Origin of the sequence: Faecalibacterium langellae, assembly GCF_002549775.1 — a bacterium.
Lineage (GTDB): Bacteria > Bacillota > Clostridia > Oscillospirales > Ruminococcaceae > Faecalibacterium > Faecalibacterium langellae.
Map to the genome: position 1 here is coordinate 194,434 of NZ_NMTR01000021.1, position 14,347 is coordinate 208,780.

A 14,347-nucleotide genomic window follows, 5' to 3' on the forward strand; every position below is an offset into this window, starting at 1 on the left:
TTTTCCCACATCCTCTGTTAAAATACGCCTTTTTCCAGCCGCAATGCCGGAAAACAAACAATTCATTCTACCGCTTTTTTAACGAGATGTCAAATAAAATGCACAAAAAAGAGGGAGAGTTTTTGGCAAACTCTCCCTCGACTGCTTGAAAAAGTTTATTTCACTTTGCCTTCGCCGTCCAGCGCTTCTTCCAGCGTGTGCCATGCCAGCACCGCGCACTTGACGCGGGCGGGCACATGGGCGATGCCCTGCAAGGCGGCCACATCCTCCAGATCATCCAGCTGTTCCGGGGTGATCTTGCCCTTGATCATGTCAAAATACAGCCCGATCAGGCGGCGGGCTTCCTCCACAGGGCGGCCCTTGACAAGGTCGATCATCAGCGAAGCCGATGCCTGCGAGATGGCACAGCCGCTGCCGATGAAACCGGCATCCTCAATGACACCGTCCTTCACCCGCAGCTGCAGGGTGATGTCGTCGCCGCAGCTGGGGTTGACGCCCTCCAGGCTGTGGGTAGCGCCCTCCACCGGGTGGCGGTTCTCCTTGCTGCGGCTGTTCTCGGTGATCACCTGCGTATACAGTTCATTCAGGTTCATAAGCCCATCACCTTTCGTACATTTTCAAGATTCTCCAGCAGGGCGTCCACGTCCGCTTCGGTGTTGTAGACAGCCACGCTGGCGCGGCAGCAGGAGCCGATGCCGAGAAAGTCCATCAGCGGCTGTGCGCAGTGATGACCGGCACGCACGGCCACGCCGCCGGCGTCCAGAATGGTGGCCACGTCGTGGGGGTGCACGTCGTTCACGTTGAAGGACACCACGCCGAAGCGATTGGCAGCGGTGGGGTCGCCGTAGACGGTGAGCCACGGCATCTGCGCCATGCCCTTGAGCATCCGGTCCAGCAGGGTGTGCTCGTGGGCCATCATGGCGTCCCAGCCGATGGCGTCCATATAGTCCAGCGCAGCGGCAAAGCCCACTTCGCCGCCCACGTTGCGGGTGCCCGCCTCAAACTTGCGGGGGCCCTCGGCCCAGGTGGCGCTGTGCTCATGCACCGCACCGATCATGTCACCGCCGCTGAGGAAGGGCGGCATCTTGTCCAACAGTTCAGCACGGGCGTACAGGGCCCCCATGCCCATGGGGGCATACAGCTTGTGGGCCGAGCAGGCGGCAAAGTCCACGTCCAGCTTCTTCACGTCCACCGGCATATGGGGGGCACTCTGGGCGCAGTCCAGCACCACCACGGCGCCCACGGCATGGGCGCGAGCCACGATGGCTTCCACGGGGGCACGCAGGCCCAGCACATTGGACACCATGCCCACGGCCACCAGCCTGGTCTTAGCGGTAATTTTCCTGTCCAGTTCTTCTTCGGTCAGGTATCCGGCAGCATTGGGGTACAGATAGACCAGCTTTGCACCGGTAGCCTCGGCCACGCGCTGCCACGGCACCAGATTGGAGTGGTGCTCTGCCACCGAGATGACGATCTCGTCGCCCTCGTGCAGGAAGTGCATGCCGTAGCTGTAGGCCACCAGATTCAGGGATTCGGTGGTGTTCTGGGTGAACACGATTTCATCGTCCTGCGCGTGAAAGAACTGCGCCACACGGTGGCGGGCCCCTTCGTGGGCGTCGGTGGCACGCATGGCCAGTTCGTAGACGCCCCGGTGGGGGTTGGCGTTGTCGTGTTTGTAGTAGTTCGTTACGGCGTCCAGCACCTGGGTGGGGTGCTGGGTGGTGGCGGCGCTGTCCAGATACACCAGACGGTTGCCGTTTTCATCGGCGGCAAGGATGGGGAAATCCTTGACCCAGGGGTTATTCTGCATGGTCATCCAGCCTCCTTGCTGCTTCTTCCTGCACTTCGGTGCGCAGAGCTTCCAGCGGAATCTTATCCAGTGCGGGCGCGAAGCGGGCATCCACCATCAGGCGGCGGGCCTGCGCTTCGGAAAGGCCCCGGGAGCGCAGATAGTAGAGCTTTTCCTCGTCCAGGCGGCCAATGGAAGCCGCGTGCTGGCCCTCCACTTCTTCCTCACCGCATAAGATCAGCGGGGCGGTACGGTTGCGGGCGTTGGGGCTGAACAGCAGCACGTCCTCGCTCTCGTGGCCCACGCCCCGCTTGGCGCCCCGGCGGAAGTCGATGGTGCCGCGCAAAATCTTGCTGGCATGGCCGGTCAGCACACCGGCGGTGTGCATCTCGCACAGGGTGTCCTTGGCAGTGTGCACCGAGACATCGTTGTAGTCCAGCACGGCTTCGGCACCGCCAAAGTAGACGGCATCGAGGTCATACTCGGCCTTGGCGTGGTCCAGCAGCGCGCGGGTGCCGCAGGCAGAAACGCTGCCGCCCAGTTCCACGCGCACCTGCTCCACGCGGGCAGAGGTGCTTTCTTCTACAGCCACGGCGTCCCAGCGGCGGGCACGGCTGCCCAGCAGCTGCACCTGCACCAGTTTGACGTGGGCCCCCTCGGCGGCGCGGATGCGCACAAGGTTTGCCGCCACGCCGTTTTCGGCGTCGCCGCGCAGCACCTGCACAAGGGTAACGCTGGCGTTTGCCTTCACGTCCACGTCCAGCACGCTCACAGCGTTCGGGTGGGCGGCATCCAGCGTGAACTCAAACACGGCAGGTTCGGCCACCGTCACGCCCTCAGCCACGGTGAGCGCATGGCGCACGGTGGCGTTTTCCAGAACAAAGGCATCCGTCTCTGCGCCCATGCCGCTCTCGGCAAAGGCGGTAAATTCTTCTTCGCTCTCGCCGACCCCGGCGGGCAGGGTGACGGCAAAGTTTGCTTCGCCCCAGTCCCCGGCAGGTTCCGGCAGGGCGGCGGCCGCAGGGGCCGTATTCACGCCGCACTGGTTCCAGGTGGGCACCGGCAGGCGGTTCATGTTTGTATCATTCATCAAAAACGCCCCCTTCTCAGCCAATGCTGCCTTTCATTTCCAGATGGATCAGGTTGTTCATTTCCACGGCGTACTCCACGGGCAGCTCCTTGGCAATGGGCTCGGCAAAGCCGCCCACGATCAGCGCCCGGGCGTCCTCCTCGGAAAGGCCGCGGCTCATGAGGTAGAACACGGCTTCCTCGCTGATGCGGCCAATTTTTGCTTCGTGGCCCACATCCACGGCGTCGCAGCGGATGTCCATCTCGGGGATGGTATCGGAGCGGGAGCGGTCGTCCAGCATCAGGCTCTCGCAGGAAACGGCGGATTTGCTGTTTTTCGCGTTCGGCAGCACCGTGACGGAACTGCGGAAGTTGGAGATGCCGCCGTCCCGGGCAATGGACTTGGTGGTGATGTGGGAACTGGTGCCCGGGGCAGCGTGCACCACCTTGGCACCGGTGTCCAGATCCTGTCCGGCACCGGCAAAGGTGATGCCGGTGAACTCCATGCGGGCACCTTCACCGGCCAGAATGCTCATGGGGTACAGGCAGGAGGTGTGAGAACCAAAGGAGCCGGACACCCACTCGATGGTGCCGCCCTTTTCCACCTTGGCACGCTTGGTGTTCAGGTTGTACATGTTCTTGGACCAGTTCTCAATGGTGGAGTAGCGCACGCGGGCATTCTCGCCCACATAAATTTCCACGCAGCCTGCGTGCAGATTGGCCACATTGTATTTGGGCGCGGAGCAGCCCTCGATGAAGTGCAGGTAAGCGCCCTTGTCCACGATGATCAGGGTGTGCTCGAACTGGCCTGCGCCCTTGGCGTTCAGGCGGAAGTAGGACTGCAGCGGAATTTCCACATGTACCCCGGCGGGCACATACACAAAGGAGCCGCCGCTCCACACGGCACCGTGCAGGGCCGCGAATTTGTGGTCGGTGGGCGGCACCAGCTTCATGAAATGGGTGCGCACCATCTCGGCGTAGGGGCCGGTGAGGGCGCTTTCCATATCGGTGTAGACGACACCCTGCTCGGCTACCTCAGACTTGACGTTGTGGTACACCACCTCAGAGTCGTACTGAGCGCCCACACCGGCCAGCGAAGCACGCTCGGCCTTGGGGATGCCCAGACGCTCGAAGGTGTTCTTGATGTCCTCGGGCACATCGTCCCACTTGCCGCGCATCTCGGTGTTGGGGCGCACATAGGTGACGATGTTGTTCATGTCCAGCCCTTCGATGGAAGGGCCCCAGTTCTGCACCGGCATCTTGTTGTAGGTATCCAGTGCCTTCAGGCGGAACTCGCGCATCCACTCGGGGTCATGCTTCTCGGTGGAAATCTGCTCCACGATGTCGCGGGTCAGGCCGGAGTTCACCTCAAAGGCGGCATTCTCGCCGTCCTTGATGTCGTAAATGCTGCGGTCTACCTCGGCGACATCGGTCTTTTCGGTTTCAAAGGCTCTCATTTTGCTTCGTCCTCCTTCACCGCATGGAAGCCCTCCTCGATGATCTCGTTCACCAGCTCGTCGCCGCCGGTGCGCACGATGTGGGCATCGTCCAGCACATGGACGTAATCCACCTTCAGGCCTTCCAAAATCTTGGCGTTATGGGTGATGATGATGAGGGCATTGGTCTCGTTGTGGTAGGCCTTCACGCCCTGTGCCACGGTCTTCACGGCGTCCACGTCCAGACCGGAATCGGTCTCGTCCAGCAGGGCCAGCTTCGGCTTGAGCATGAGCAGCTGCAGAATTTCACTCTTTTTCTTCTCGCCGCCGGAGAAACCCACGTTCAGGTAGCGGTCGGCGTAGGCCGGGTCCATGCCCAGTGCTTCCATCTGCTGGGCCAGCTCCTTGCGGAAGGCAAACACCTTGACCGGCTTGCCGGTGATGGCGTTCTGCGCGGTGCGCAGGAAGTTTTCCAGCGTGATGCCGGGAATTTCTTCCGGCGTCTGGAACGAAAGGAACATGCCCGCCCGGGCACGTACATCGGCGGGTTCGTGGGTCACATCCTGCCCGTTAAAGATGATCTGTCCGCGGGTGACAGTATAGCGCGGGTCGCCCATCAGGGCGCTCATCAGGGTGGACTTGCCGGCACCGTTGTGGCCCATGAGAACATGGGTCTCACCGGCGTTGATGGTCAGGTTTAACCCGTTCAGCAGGACTTTCTGCTCCTCGCCGACGGTGACCTGTAGATCTTTGACTTCCAGCAGCGGACTGCTCATAAAATGCACCTCCAAATAACGTAGAACCAGCGAACACGCATATCAGAGTGTTGCGCTAGGATAACTCTCTGCCTGCATTCTATATCTTTTTGATAGGAATTGCAAGAGGAGGCCATAAAGTGTTCATACACTTCGGCAGAATAGCCAAAGATATCCGACTGTATTACTAGGAGATTGTGCAGGAAAAAGCTCGTAGTGAAAGATGCCGTGAACGGCGGCGGCCCCTTTCTGTGAAAAAGTGAGCCGGAAAAATCTGCAGATTTTTCCGGCTCGCAAATAGTAAAATCAGGATAGCTTTATCGTTTTGCCACTGCCTTGCGGTACACCGGGTAGGCCACCAGCGCCGACAGCACCTCGGTGACCCAGAAGGCGTGCCACACGCCGTTTGCACCCAGGAAACGGCACAGCACGGCCGCCAGCGGCATGATGAAGATGACATAGCGGCACAGCGAGATGACCAGCGATTCCGCACCCTTGCCCAAGCCCTCCAGCGCGCCGGAGGAGGTGGTGGACACCGCCGACACGATAAAGCCCAGACAGATGATGCGCAGGGCAGTTTCGCCGTAGGCGATGGTCTCGGGGTTCGAAGTAAACATCTGCATCAGCGGGCGGGAAGCGAACAGGCAGATGACCGTGCCTGCCGCCATGATGGCCGCGCTCATGATGAGGGTGAGTTCGTAGAGCTTTTTCACGCGGGCGTGCTCTTTGGCACCGTAGTTGTAGCCGATAAGCGGGCGCATACCCTGCACGATGCCGTTGGCGGGCAGGTACAAAAAGGTCTGCAGCTTGTAGTAAATGCCCAGCACCACCACATAGCTCTGAGAGAAGGCTGCCAGCAGGCCGTTGAGGAAGGTGACCAGCAGGGAAGGCAGGGCCAGGTTCAGGATGGCGGGCACGCCGATAGCATAGAGTTTGCCGTCCAGTGCGGCGTCCGGCCGCAGGCAGCTGCGGCGCAGGCGGATGGGCAGCTCGGTGCGGGCGTAGACGACGAGGTAGACGCACAAACTCAGCAGCTGGCCGATGCCGGTGGCAAGGGCTGCGCCCGCGATGCCCATGGCAGGCACCGGGCCCAGGCCGAAGATGAGGATGGGGTCCAGGATGATGTTGCACACGCAGCCGAAGATCAGCGCCACCATAGTCACCTTCATGCGGCCCACGGCCTGAAACATCTTCTCAAAGGCCAGCGCCGCCATGTTGATGGTGGCAAACAGGAAGACGATGGTGGAGTAGGTGATGCCGGATGCGATCAGGCTTTCATCGCTGGTGAACCGGCGCAGAAAGCCCGGCATGATGGCAATGCTGACAAGGGTGATGAGGATGCCGTGCACCAGACTGAGCGCCATGCCGTGGGTGGCGGCAGTCTCGGCTTTCTGGCGGTCGCCCGCGCCGAGGTACAGCGCGATCATGGCATTGATGCCGATGCCAAAGCCGATGGCAATGGCGTTGGCAAAGTTCTGGATGGGGAACACCAGCGAAAGGGCCGTCATGGCGTCCTCGCTGATGCGGGCCACGAACAGGCTGTCCACGATGTTGTACAGGCTGTTCACCAGCATGGAGATGACGTTGGGCAGCGCCATGGACACCAGCAGCGGCAGCACCGGTTTTTCTTTCATAAAGGTTTCGTTCATAACATAACTCCTAAGTTTAAAACGCAAAAAAGCCACACAATGGCTCCAACAGGAACCATTGTGTGGCGAAAAGTAGCATACTGCTGTAAAAATCCACACGATTTTTATTGGCTTAAAGATACCACATCTCCGGCAGCTTGTCAAGATTCTTGCATATAAAAGTATGACTTTTATAGACTTGACCATTTTTCGCCGGGACGCTACAATAAAAATGGATACTTTATAATAAGGAGAAGCTGCCATGAAATGGATGATCGCGTCCGACCTGCACGGGTCTGCGTTTTACTGCAAAAAGATGATCGAAGCCTTTGAGCGGGAGGGGGCCGACCGCCTGCTTTTGCTGGGTGATTTGTTGTACCACGGCCCCCGCAACGACCTGCCGGAAGGCTACGCACCGAAAGAGGTCATCCCGCTGCTGAACAGCCTGAAGCAGAAGCTGCTCTGCGTGCGGGGCAACTGCGATGCCGAGGTGGACCAGATGGTGCTGGATTTCCCCATTCTGGCCGATTACGCCGTGCTGCCGGTGGGCGAGAAGCTGATCTACGCCACCCACGGCCATGTGCACAACCTGAAAAACCTGCCGCCGCTGGCTGCGGGGGATATCCTGCTGCACGGCCACACCCACATCCCGGCGTGGACCGAGTTCGGCGATGGGAACCTCTACCTGAACCCCGGTTCCCTGAGCATCCCCAAAGAAGGCAGCGCCCACAGCTATATGACGCTGGAGGATGGACTGTTCCAGTGGAAGACGCTGGAAGGGGATGTGTACCACACATGGAAGGCCGGAAACGTTTGAGTAAAATCCGTGTTTTTTATTGACGAAACCGGCATGACGCGGTAAACTGAGGGTGGATTTCATCAAAAAGGCGGAATTGATAAAACAGATGGAGACGACAAAGAAACGGGAACTGCGCAGTGTGCTGGACCTTGCGGCCAGTGCCGCACTGCTGGCGGTGCTCAACCGCCTGTTCGGCTGCCCCATCCGTCTGGTGACCGGCGTTTCCTGCGCAGGCTGCGGCATGACCCGCGCCTGGCTGAGCGTTCTGCGGCTGGACCTGCGGCAGGCGTTTTATTATCACCCGCTGTTTTTGCTTCCGCCGGTGGGCGCGGCGCTCTGGCTGTGCCGGAAAAAGCTGCCCCGAAAATTTTTGAAGGGATGTATGTACGCGATGATCGGTGCTTTCCTCATCGTGTATGTATATAGAATGTTCCGGGGGGACGGGAATGTTGTGGCGTTTGACCCGCGCAGCGGCCTGGCCTTCCGGGTGATCTCGTATTTACAAGGAGGAAATTGAAAATGTTCTGTTCACATTGCGGCAAAGAGATCCAGCCGGGCACCAAGTTCTGCCCGGCTTGCGGCGCAGACGTTTCGGCCCAGACCCAGGTGACGGAATCGGCCAACAAGGTGTTCCAGTCTGCCGAGGGCGAGCTGACCAGCGCCGTCAACGAGGTGCGCGACACCATCCAGAAGGGCGACACGGTCTATGCCGGGGAGCGCCTGACCGATAACCGCGGCCTGATCTCCTACATTCTGCTGAGCATCATCACCTGCGGCATCTATTCCTATTATTTCGTCTACAAGATGGCCCATGACGTCAACATTGCCTGCAGCGGCGACGGCCAGGAGACCGGCGGCCTGCTGCAGTATATCCTGCTGTCCATCGTGACCTGCGGCCTCTACTCGCTGTATTGGGAGTACAAGCTGGGCAACCGTCTGGCTGCCAACGCCCCGCGCTACGGCATGACCTTCCAGGAGAACGGCACCACCGTGCTGATGTGGCGTCTGTTCGGTGCACTGCTGTGCTTTGTGGGCACCTTCGTGGGCACGAACATCCTCATCAACAACTCCAACAAGATCTGCAACGCATACAACCGCTACAATAACCTGTAAAAAGCGGTTTCGGAAGACCGGCAGCCCGTGAAGGACCGCCGGTCTTTTTTGCGCAGAAACCTCTTGAAAACAACAAATAATTATGATAAACTAAAACAAAGAGTTGTTTTAAGGAGGGGCGCAGGATGGAACAGCAGCGGGTGTATCTGGCCATTGATCTGAAAAGCTTTTATGCCTCGGTGGAGTGTGTGGACCGCGGGCTGGACCCGCTTTCCACGAACCTTGTGGTGGCCGACGCCTCCCGCACCGAAAAGACCATCTGCCTGGCGGTCTCGCCCTCCCTCAAGGCCTACCGCATCCCGGGCCGCGCCCGGCTGTTCGAGGTGGTCCAGCGCACAAAAGAGGTAAACGCCCAGCGGCTGCAGGCGGCCATCCGCCAGCGCCGGGCCGTGCGCCGGGAAAATGGCAGTTACGACTTTCTGGCGTCGTCGTCGGATGCCGCCCGCCTGAATGCGGACCCCTCCCTCCGGCTGGATTACATCGTTGCGCCGCCCCGGATGGCCCGGTATCTGCAGGTGTCGGAGCAGATCAACAAAATCTATCTGCGCTATGTGGCCCCTGAGGACATCCACCCCTATTCCATTGACGAGGTCTTCATGGATGTGACGAGCTACCTGCCGCTTTACAAGCTGACGGCCCACGAGCTGGCCATGAAGCTGGTGCGCGAAGTGCTGGCCGAGACCGGCATCACCGCCACGGCGGGCATCGGCACGAACCTGTATCTCGCAAAGCTGGCCATGGACATCGTGGCAAAGCACATCCCGCCGGATGCGGACGGCGTGCGCATTGCCCAGCTCGACGAGGAGAGCTTCCGCTATCTGTTGTGGGACCACCGCCCCATGACGGATTTCTGGATGACCGGCCCCGGCACCGTGAAAAAGCTGGAAGCCCACGGCATCCACACCATGGGGGAGCTGGCGCGGCTGTCCCTGCAGAACGAGGACTGGCTCTACGATACCTTTGGCGTGGACGCAGAGATCCTCATCGACCACGCCTGGGGGTATGAGCCCTGCGGCATGGCCCAGATCAAGAGTTATAAGGCCAGCACCAACAGCATCAGCGAAGGGCAGGTGCTGGGCTGCCCCTACACCAATGAAAAGGCGGCGCTCATCGTGCGGGAGATGGCGGAGCTGCTCATGTTCCGCCTGACCGAGAAAAAGCTCGTCACCGACTCGCTGACGCTGGAAGTGGGCTACGACCGGGAGAATGTGGATAGCGGCGGCTACCGCGGCACCACCCAGACCGACCGCTATGGCCGCACCCTGCCGAAGGCGGCCCACGGCACCGTGCGGCTGGAAACGCCCACGAACCTGGGAAGCCAGATCGTGGAGCAGAGTGTGAAGCTGTTCCGCCGCATCACCGACCCGGCCCTCACGGTGCGGCGCATCAACCTGACGGCCAACCGGGTGCAGGAAGATGCAGGCGTCGAGCAGGTGGACTTGTTCCACGACACCCAGAAGCAGGAAAAGGAAAAGCGCCTGCAGCAGACCATGCTGGACATCCGGAACCGGTTCGGCAAGAACGCGCTGCTCAAGGCCAGCAGTTATGAGGAAGGGGCCACCATGCGCCAGCGCAACGGCCAGATCGGAGGGCACAAGGCATGAAGGAATATCAAGAAAGTGCGCTGGGCCGCGAGACTGCCCGCAAGTATGCGGACATCCTGGACAAAAGCCGCCCGGACAGCCCGGAGTCCCGCCGCAAACACCCCCGCATGAGCCTGCAGAGCCGGGCAAAGATCTTCTCGCCCTTTGCGCCGCTGCGGGGCCGGGAGATCGAGGAGATCAGCGGGGAAGATGCCGACCCCGGAGCGTGAGCAATTGCCGCTTTGTGCGCAGACAAAACAACCTTTTTGCATTCCCGGCGGGGATGTGCTAGAATAGAGAAAATGCATTGCCAAAGGAGAACCCCCTGATGCCGAATATCATTGAGATCACAGACATTTCCGCCCCGGAGCTGGACGTTTACGCCCGGCTGACCCAGGCGCAGCTGCGCAATCGGCTGGAGCCGGAAAAGGGCATCTTCATCGCCGAGAGCCCGAAGGTGATCGCCCGGGCGCTGGACGCCGGGTACCAGCCGCTTTCGCTGCTGATGGAGCGCAAACAGATCACCGGCCCTGCGGCAGACATTCTGGCCCGCTGTGGGGATGCGCCGGTGTACACGGCCGACCGGGAGACCCTGGCCGGTCTGACCGGCTTCGAGCTGACCCGGGGCGTGCTGTGCGCGTTCCGCCGCCCGGCCCCGCGCAGCGTGGAGGAACTTTGCCGCAGTGCCCGCCGGGTGGCCGTGCTGGAAGGCATCGTGGACTCCACCAACGTGGGTGCCATTTTCCGCAGCGCGGCGGCCCTGAACATGGACGCAGTGCTCATCACACCCTCCTGCTGCGACCCGCTGTGCCGCCGGGCAGTGCGGGTGAGCATGGGCACGGTGTTCCAGGTGCCCTGGGCGCAGATCGGCGGCTGCCCGGCCGACTGGCCGGAAAAGGGCATCGCCCAGCTGCACGAACTGGGCTTCAAGACCGCCGCTATGGCTCTGAGCGACCGCTCGGTGAGCATCGACGATGCCGCCCTTGCCGCCGAGCCGAAGCTGGCCGTCGTGCTGGGCACCGAGGGCGACGGCCTGGCCCACAGCACCATCGCTGCCTGCGATTACACCGTCAAAATTCCCATGTCCCACGGCGTGGATTCCCTGAATGTGGCGGCCGCCAGCGCGGTGGCCTTCTGGCAGCTGGGCAACCGCTGAGCGGTGGACAAACGGCTGCGCATTTGTGCGAGAAACTGCTTGACAAATCGCCCCGACAGAGTTACACTTACAGGGTCATCACATGGGCCTGTAGCTCAGTTGGGAGTGCAAGCGTATCGCTTTTGTGCCCCACAGAGTTGTGGGCATTTAAATGGGGAGTATGTCGGTTGGTCGCCCAACCGAGTCACGCCCCTAAATATGGGCCTATAGCTCAGCTGGGAGAGCGTTCGGTTCGCATCCGAGAGGTCAAGGGTTCGAATCCCTCTAGGTCCACCAATTTGCCGCATCGTTTTGTACGATGCGGCGTTTTTTATGTTCAAAAAACCTTGGCAGACCGTGCCGGGCTCCGAACCCTGAAGTCGGATGCGAACCGGGCGGGGTCATCCATGTACTTTTTGAAAATTCATCGCTTTCACGCTTCTTTCTCGATGTTTTGCATGGTGTTGCGGGCAAGCGCATCGCTTTTATGCCCCTCTTTCGGAAATTTCTTCAAAAATTTCCGCACCATCGTAGGTTGATACCGCCTTGAGCTGCTCCACTTGGTCAAAGCTGGCGTTCAGGGTGATCGAGATTCCTCGGAGGTATTCGTTTAGCGAGCGTCCTTCTGCACAGCTTTCTGTCCGCATCAAAGGTATTTTCGGATGGTCGGAACAAGGATATTCCGATTGATTAACTCTGCGATACTGTTCATGTTGTAGTTGGTTCATTGCAGTTTCAGCTTACAACAAAAAATGAGATAGGCAACCCCTTTCGGGGAAGTCTATCTCATTTTTTTCGTTGGGGCTATTTTGCAACAGCCCCCTTTATAACAACCCTGCCTTACAGTTTGGGAGAAACGCTTAGTGCTTCAGTTCCAGAAGCGCATCGCCTTGCTTTACGGCGCCACTGGCTTTAGCCGCGACGGCAGCATAGTCATCGGTATTGCAGACAATGAGCGGCGTGGTCACAGGATATCCTTCGGCCTTAATGGCTTCCAGTTCAAAGCGGATCAACGGCTGGCCTTTCTTCACCTTGTCACCCTCGTTGACGAGGTAGGTAAAGTGCTTGCCACCCAGCTTGACCGTATCGATGCCGATGTGCATCAGTAGTTCGGCACCGTCAGCCGTGGTCATGCCCACGGCATGGTGGGTCTCAAAGGTGGAGGAGATCTCACCGTCAGCAGGTGCCACCAGTTCACCGTCGATGGGTTCAATGGCAATGCCGTCGCCCAGCGCACCGCTGGCAAAGGCTTCGTCCTTCACCTCGGCCAGCGGGACGACGGTGCCGTTCAGGCAGGCAGACAGCACGGTATCCTTTGCGGCTGCTGCCGGGGCTGCGGGAGCCGTTGCCGGGGCGGGTGCTGCGGTCGCCGCCGAGGTCTTGGGTGCATTTTCCAGATAATCTTCCAGCTTTGCCTTGATGACCGCCACCTTGGGACCGTACACCACCTGCACGCCGTTGCCCTTGCAGATCACGCCAGAGGCACCGGAGGCTTTGAGCACATCCTGCCGGACCAGCGCCGCGTCCTTGACAGTGCAGCGCAGGCGGGTTGCGCAGCAGTCCACGTCGGACAGATTAGCAGCACCGCCCAGACCTTCTACGATCAGGGCGCTGACCGGATCATCCCCTGCGGGGGCGGTGCTGCCGGAAGCGGCGCTGCGGGCGTTCACGTCCGCACGGGTGTACAGCTTGACTTCCTCGGCATCATCGCGGCCCGGGGTCTTGTAGTCAAACTTGGAGATCATAAAGCGGAAAATGATGTAGTACAGTACAAAGTACACCGCACCGACTACGATCACCCATACCCAGTGGGTCTTGGCGTTGCCCTGCATCACACCGAACAGCACCAGGTCGATGAGACCGCCGGAGAAGGTCATGCCCACGTCCACATTCAGGATATGCATCAGCATGAAGGACAGGCCCGCCAGCACGCAGTGCACCGCGTACATGGGCAGTGCCACAAAGATAAAGGTAAATTCCAGCGGCTCAGTGATGCCGGTGAGGAATGCCGTCAACGCCGCAGACAGCAGCAGGCCGCCTGCCGCCTTTTTCTTTTCCGGCTTGGCGCACTGGTACATCGCCAACGCCGCGCCGGGCAGACCGAACATCATAAAGGGGAACTTACCGGCCATGAAGCGGGTAGCGCTGACCGAGAACACCGTGGTGGACTTGGAAGCCAGCTCAGCAAAGAAGATGTTCTGTGCGCCGGTCACGGTGACGCCGTCAATGATGGCGGTGCCGCCCACAGCGGTCTGCCAGAACGGCATATAGAACACATGATGCAGTCCAAAGGGGATCAGCGCACGCTCCAGCAGGCCGTAAATAAAGGTGCCTGCGTAGCCGGAAGCCAGCACCAGTGCGCCCAGTGCAGCAATACCACTCTGCACCACCGGCCAGATATAGAACATGGCAATGCCGACCACCAGATACACAATCGAACTGACGATGGGCACAAAGCGTGTACCGCCAAAGAAGGCCAGCACCTGCGGCAGCTCGATCTTATAGAACTTGTTGTGCAGCGCCGCCACGCCCAGACCGACCACGATGCCGCCGAACACACCCATCTGCAGGGTTGTGATGCCCAGCATGGTGGTGGTGGAATTGGCAGGCATTGCGTCCACGCCGCCTGCCGCATTGATCATGGCCTGAATGGCTGTATTCATAATGATATAGGCCACCGCGCCGGACAGTGCCGCCACCTCTTTTTCCTTGCGGGCCATGCCGATGGCCACGCCCATGGCGAACAGCAGTGCCAGATTGTTGAACACAGCGCTGCCGGTCTGGCTCATCACGTCCAGAATGGTGTAGATCAAGGTACCGGGGTGGATGACGCTGTTCAGGCCATAGGCCGCCAGCATGGTTTCGTTGGTGAACGAGCTGCCGATACCCAGCAGCAGGCCCGCCACAGGCAGCAGTGCAATGGGCAGCATAAAGCTGCGTCCCACGCGCTGCAGCACGCCAAAGATCTTGTCTTTCATCTTCAGTTCTCCTTTTCTCAAGTTCGTATCCAGCATATATATCCACACAGGAAAGACCCTGTG

The 14,347-nt window shown here is 60.0% G+C and carries 14 protein-coding genes and 1 tRNA gene; 7 read left to right on the forward strand and 8 right to left on the reverse strand.

The window, feature by feature from the left end; genetic code table 11:
* Positions 1-155 precede the first annotated feature (155 nt).
* From sufU to CGS49_RS09520, 6 genes are all read right to left on the reverse strand, one after another.
* Positions 156-593: a Fe-S cluster assembly sulfur transfer protein SufU gene (sufU, locus tag CGS49_RS09495; RefSeq protein WP_097801601.1), complete on the reverse strand. Its 438-nt coding sequence runs from the start codon at positions 591-593 to the stop codon at positions 156-158.
* The gene (locus CGS49_RS09500) at positions 590-1,810 is read right to left on the reverse strand and encodes an aminotransferase class V-fold PLP-dependent enzyme (protein ID WP_097802243.1); all 1,221 of its coding nucleotides are present in this window, start codon (positions 1,808-1,810) and stop codon (positions 590-592) included. The genes sufU and CGS49_RS09500 overlap by 4 nt, the downstream gene beginning before the upstream one ends.
* Positions 1,800-2,879 (reverse strand): SufB/SufD family protein, encoded by a 1,080-nt coding sequence (locus CGS49_RS09505; protein WP_097801602.1) that lies wholly within the window; start codon positions 2,877-2,879, stop codon positions 1,800-1,802. The genes CGS49_RS09500 and CGS49_RS09505 overlap by 11 nt, the downstream gene beginning before the upstream one ends.
* A gap of 16 nt (positions 2,880-2,895) precedes the next feature.
* Positions 2,896-4,314: a Fe-S cluster assembly protein SufB gene (gene sufB, locus CGS49_RS09510; RefSeq protein WP_097801603.1), complete on the reverse strand. Its 1,419-nt coding sequence runs from the start codon at positions 4,312-4,314 to the stop codon at positions 2,896-2,898.
* Positions 4,311-5,069, reverse strand: coding sequence for a Fe-S cluster assembly ATPase SufC (gene sufC, locus CGS49_RS09515; RefSeq protein WP_097801604.1), 759 nt, complete (start codon positions 5,067-5,069; stop codon positions 4,311-4,313). The genes sufB and sufC overlap by 4 nt, the downstream gene beginning before the upstream one ends.
* 296 nt (positions 5,070-5,365) lie before the next feature.
* On the reverse strand, positions 5,366-6,697 hold the full coding sequence (locus CGS49_RS09520; RefSeq protein WP_097801605.1) for an MATE family efflux transporter: 1,332 nt from the start codon (positions 6,695-6,697) through the stop codon (positions 5,366-5,368).
* Between the two features lie 241 nt (positions 6,698-6,938).
* Here CGS49_RS09520 and yfcE point away from each other — a divergent pair, with 241 nt between their 5' ends.
* The 7 genes from yfcE (at position 6,939) to CGS49_RS09555 (ending at position 11,603) form a co-directional block, all read left to right on the forward strand.
* A complete protein-coding gene (yfcE, locus tag CGS49_RS09525) occupies positions 6,939-7,493 on the forward strand; it encodes a phosphodiesterase (RefSeq protein WP_097801606.1) in 555 nt (184 codons plus the stop codon).
* Between the two features lie 88 nt (positions 7,494-7,581).
* Complete coding sequence (locus tag CGS49_RS09530; RefSeq protein WP_097801607.1) at positions 7,582-7,992, forward strand: DUF2752 domain-containing protein; 411 nt, start codon at positions 7,582-7,584, stop codon at positions 7,990-7,992.
* 2 nt (positions 7,993-7,994) lie between these two features.
* Positions 7,995-8,588 carry a DUF4234 domain-containing protein gene (locus CGS49_RS09535; RefSeq protein WP_097801608.1) on the forward strand — a complete coding sequence of 198 codons (594 nt, stop codon included), beginning with the start codon at positions 7,995-7,997 and terminating at the stop codon, positions 8,586-8,588.
* A gap of 125 nt (positions 8,589-8,713) precedes the next feature.
* Positions 8,714-10,192 carry a Y-family DNA polymerase gene (locus CGS49_RS09540; RefSeq protein ID WP_097801609.1) on the forward strand — a complete coding sequence of 493 codons (1,479 nt, stop codon included), beginning with the start codon at positions 8,714-8,716 and terminating at the stop codon, positions 10,190-10,192.
* Complete coding sequence (locus CGS49_RS09545; RefSeq protein ID WP_097801610.1) at positions 10,189-10,401, forward strand: hypothetical protein; 213 nt, start codon at positions 10,189-10,191, stop codon at positions 10,399-10,401. Before CGS49_RS09540 ends, CGS49_RS09545 begins: the two co-directional genes overlap by 4 nt.
* 98 nt (positions 10,402-10,499) lie before the next feature.
* On the forward strand, positions 10,500-11,327 hold the full coding sequence (locus CGS49_RS09550) for a TrmH family RNA methyltransferase (protein ID WP_097801611.1): 828 nt from the start codon (positions 10,500-10,502) through the stop codon (positions 11,325-11,327).
* Positions 11,328-11,527: 200 nt separating this feature from the next.
* Positions 11,528-11,603 (forward strand) — tRNA-Ala (locus CGS49_RS09555).
* Between the two features lie 188 nt (positions 11,604-11,791).
* Here CGS49_RS09555 and CGS49_RS14035 read toward each other — a convergent pair.
* Together CGS49_RS14035 and CGS49_RS09560 are read right to left on the reverse strand one after the other, a co-directional pair.
* A complete protein-coding gene (locus tag CGS49_RS14035) occupies positions 11,792-12,034 on the reverse strand; it encodes a hypothetical protein (protein WP_143405849.1) in 243 nt (80 codons plus the stop codon).
* A 132-nt stretch (positions 12,035-12,166) separates the two neighbouring features.
* A complete protein-coding gene (locus CGS49_RS09560) occupies positions 12,167-14,284 on the reverse strand; it encodes a PTS sugar transporter subunit IIABC (protein ID WP_097801612.1) in 2,118 nt (705 codons plus the stop codon).
* Between the last annotated feature and the right edge of the window lie 63 nt (positions 14,285-14,347).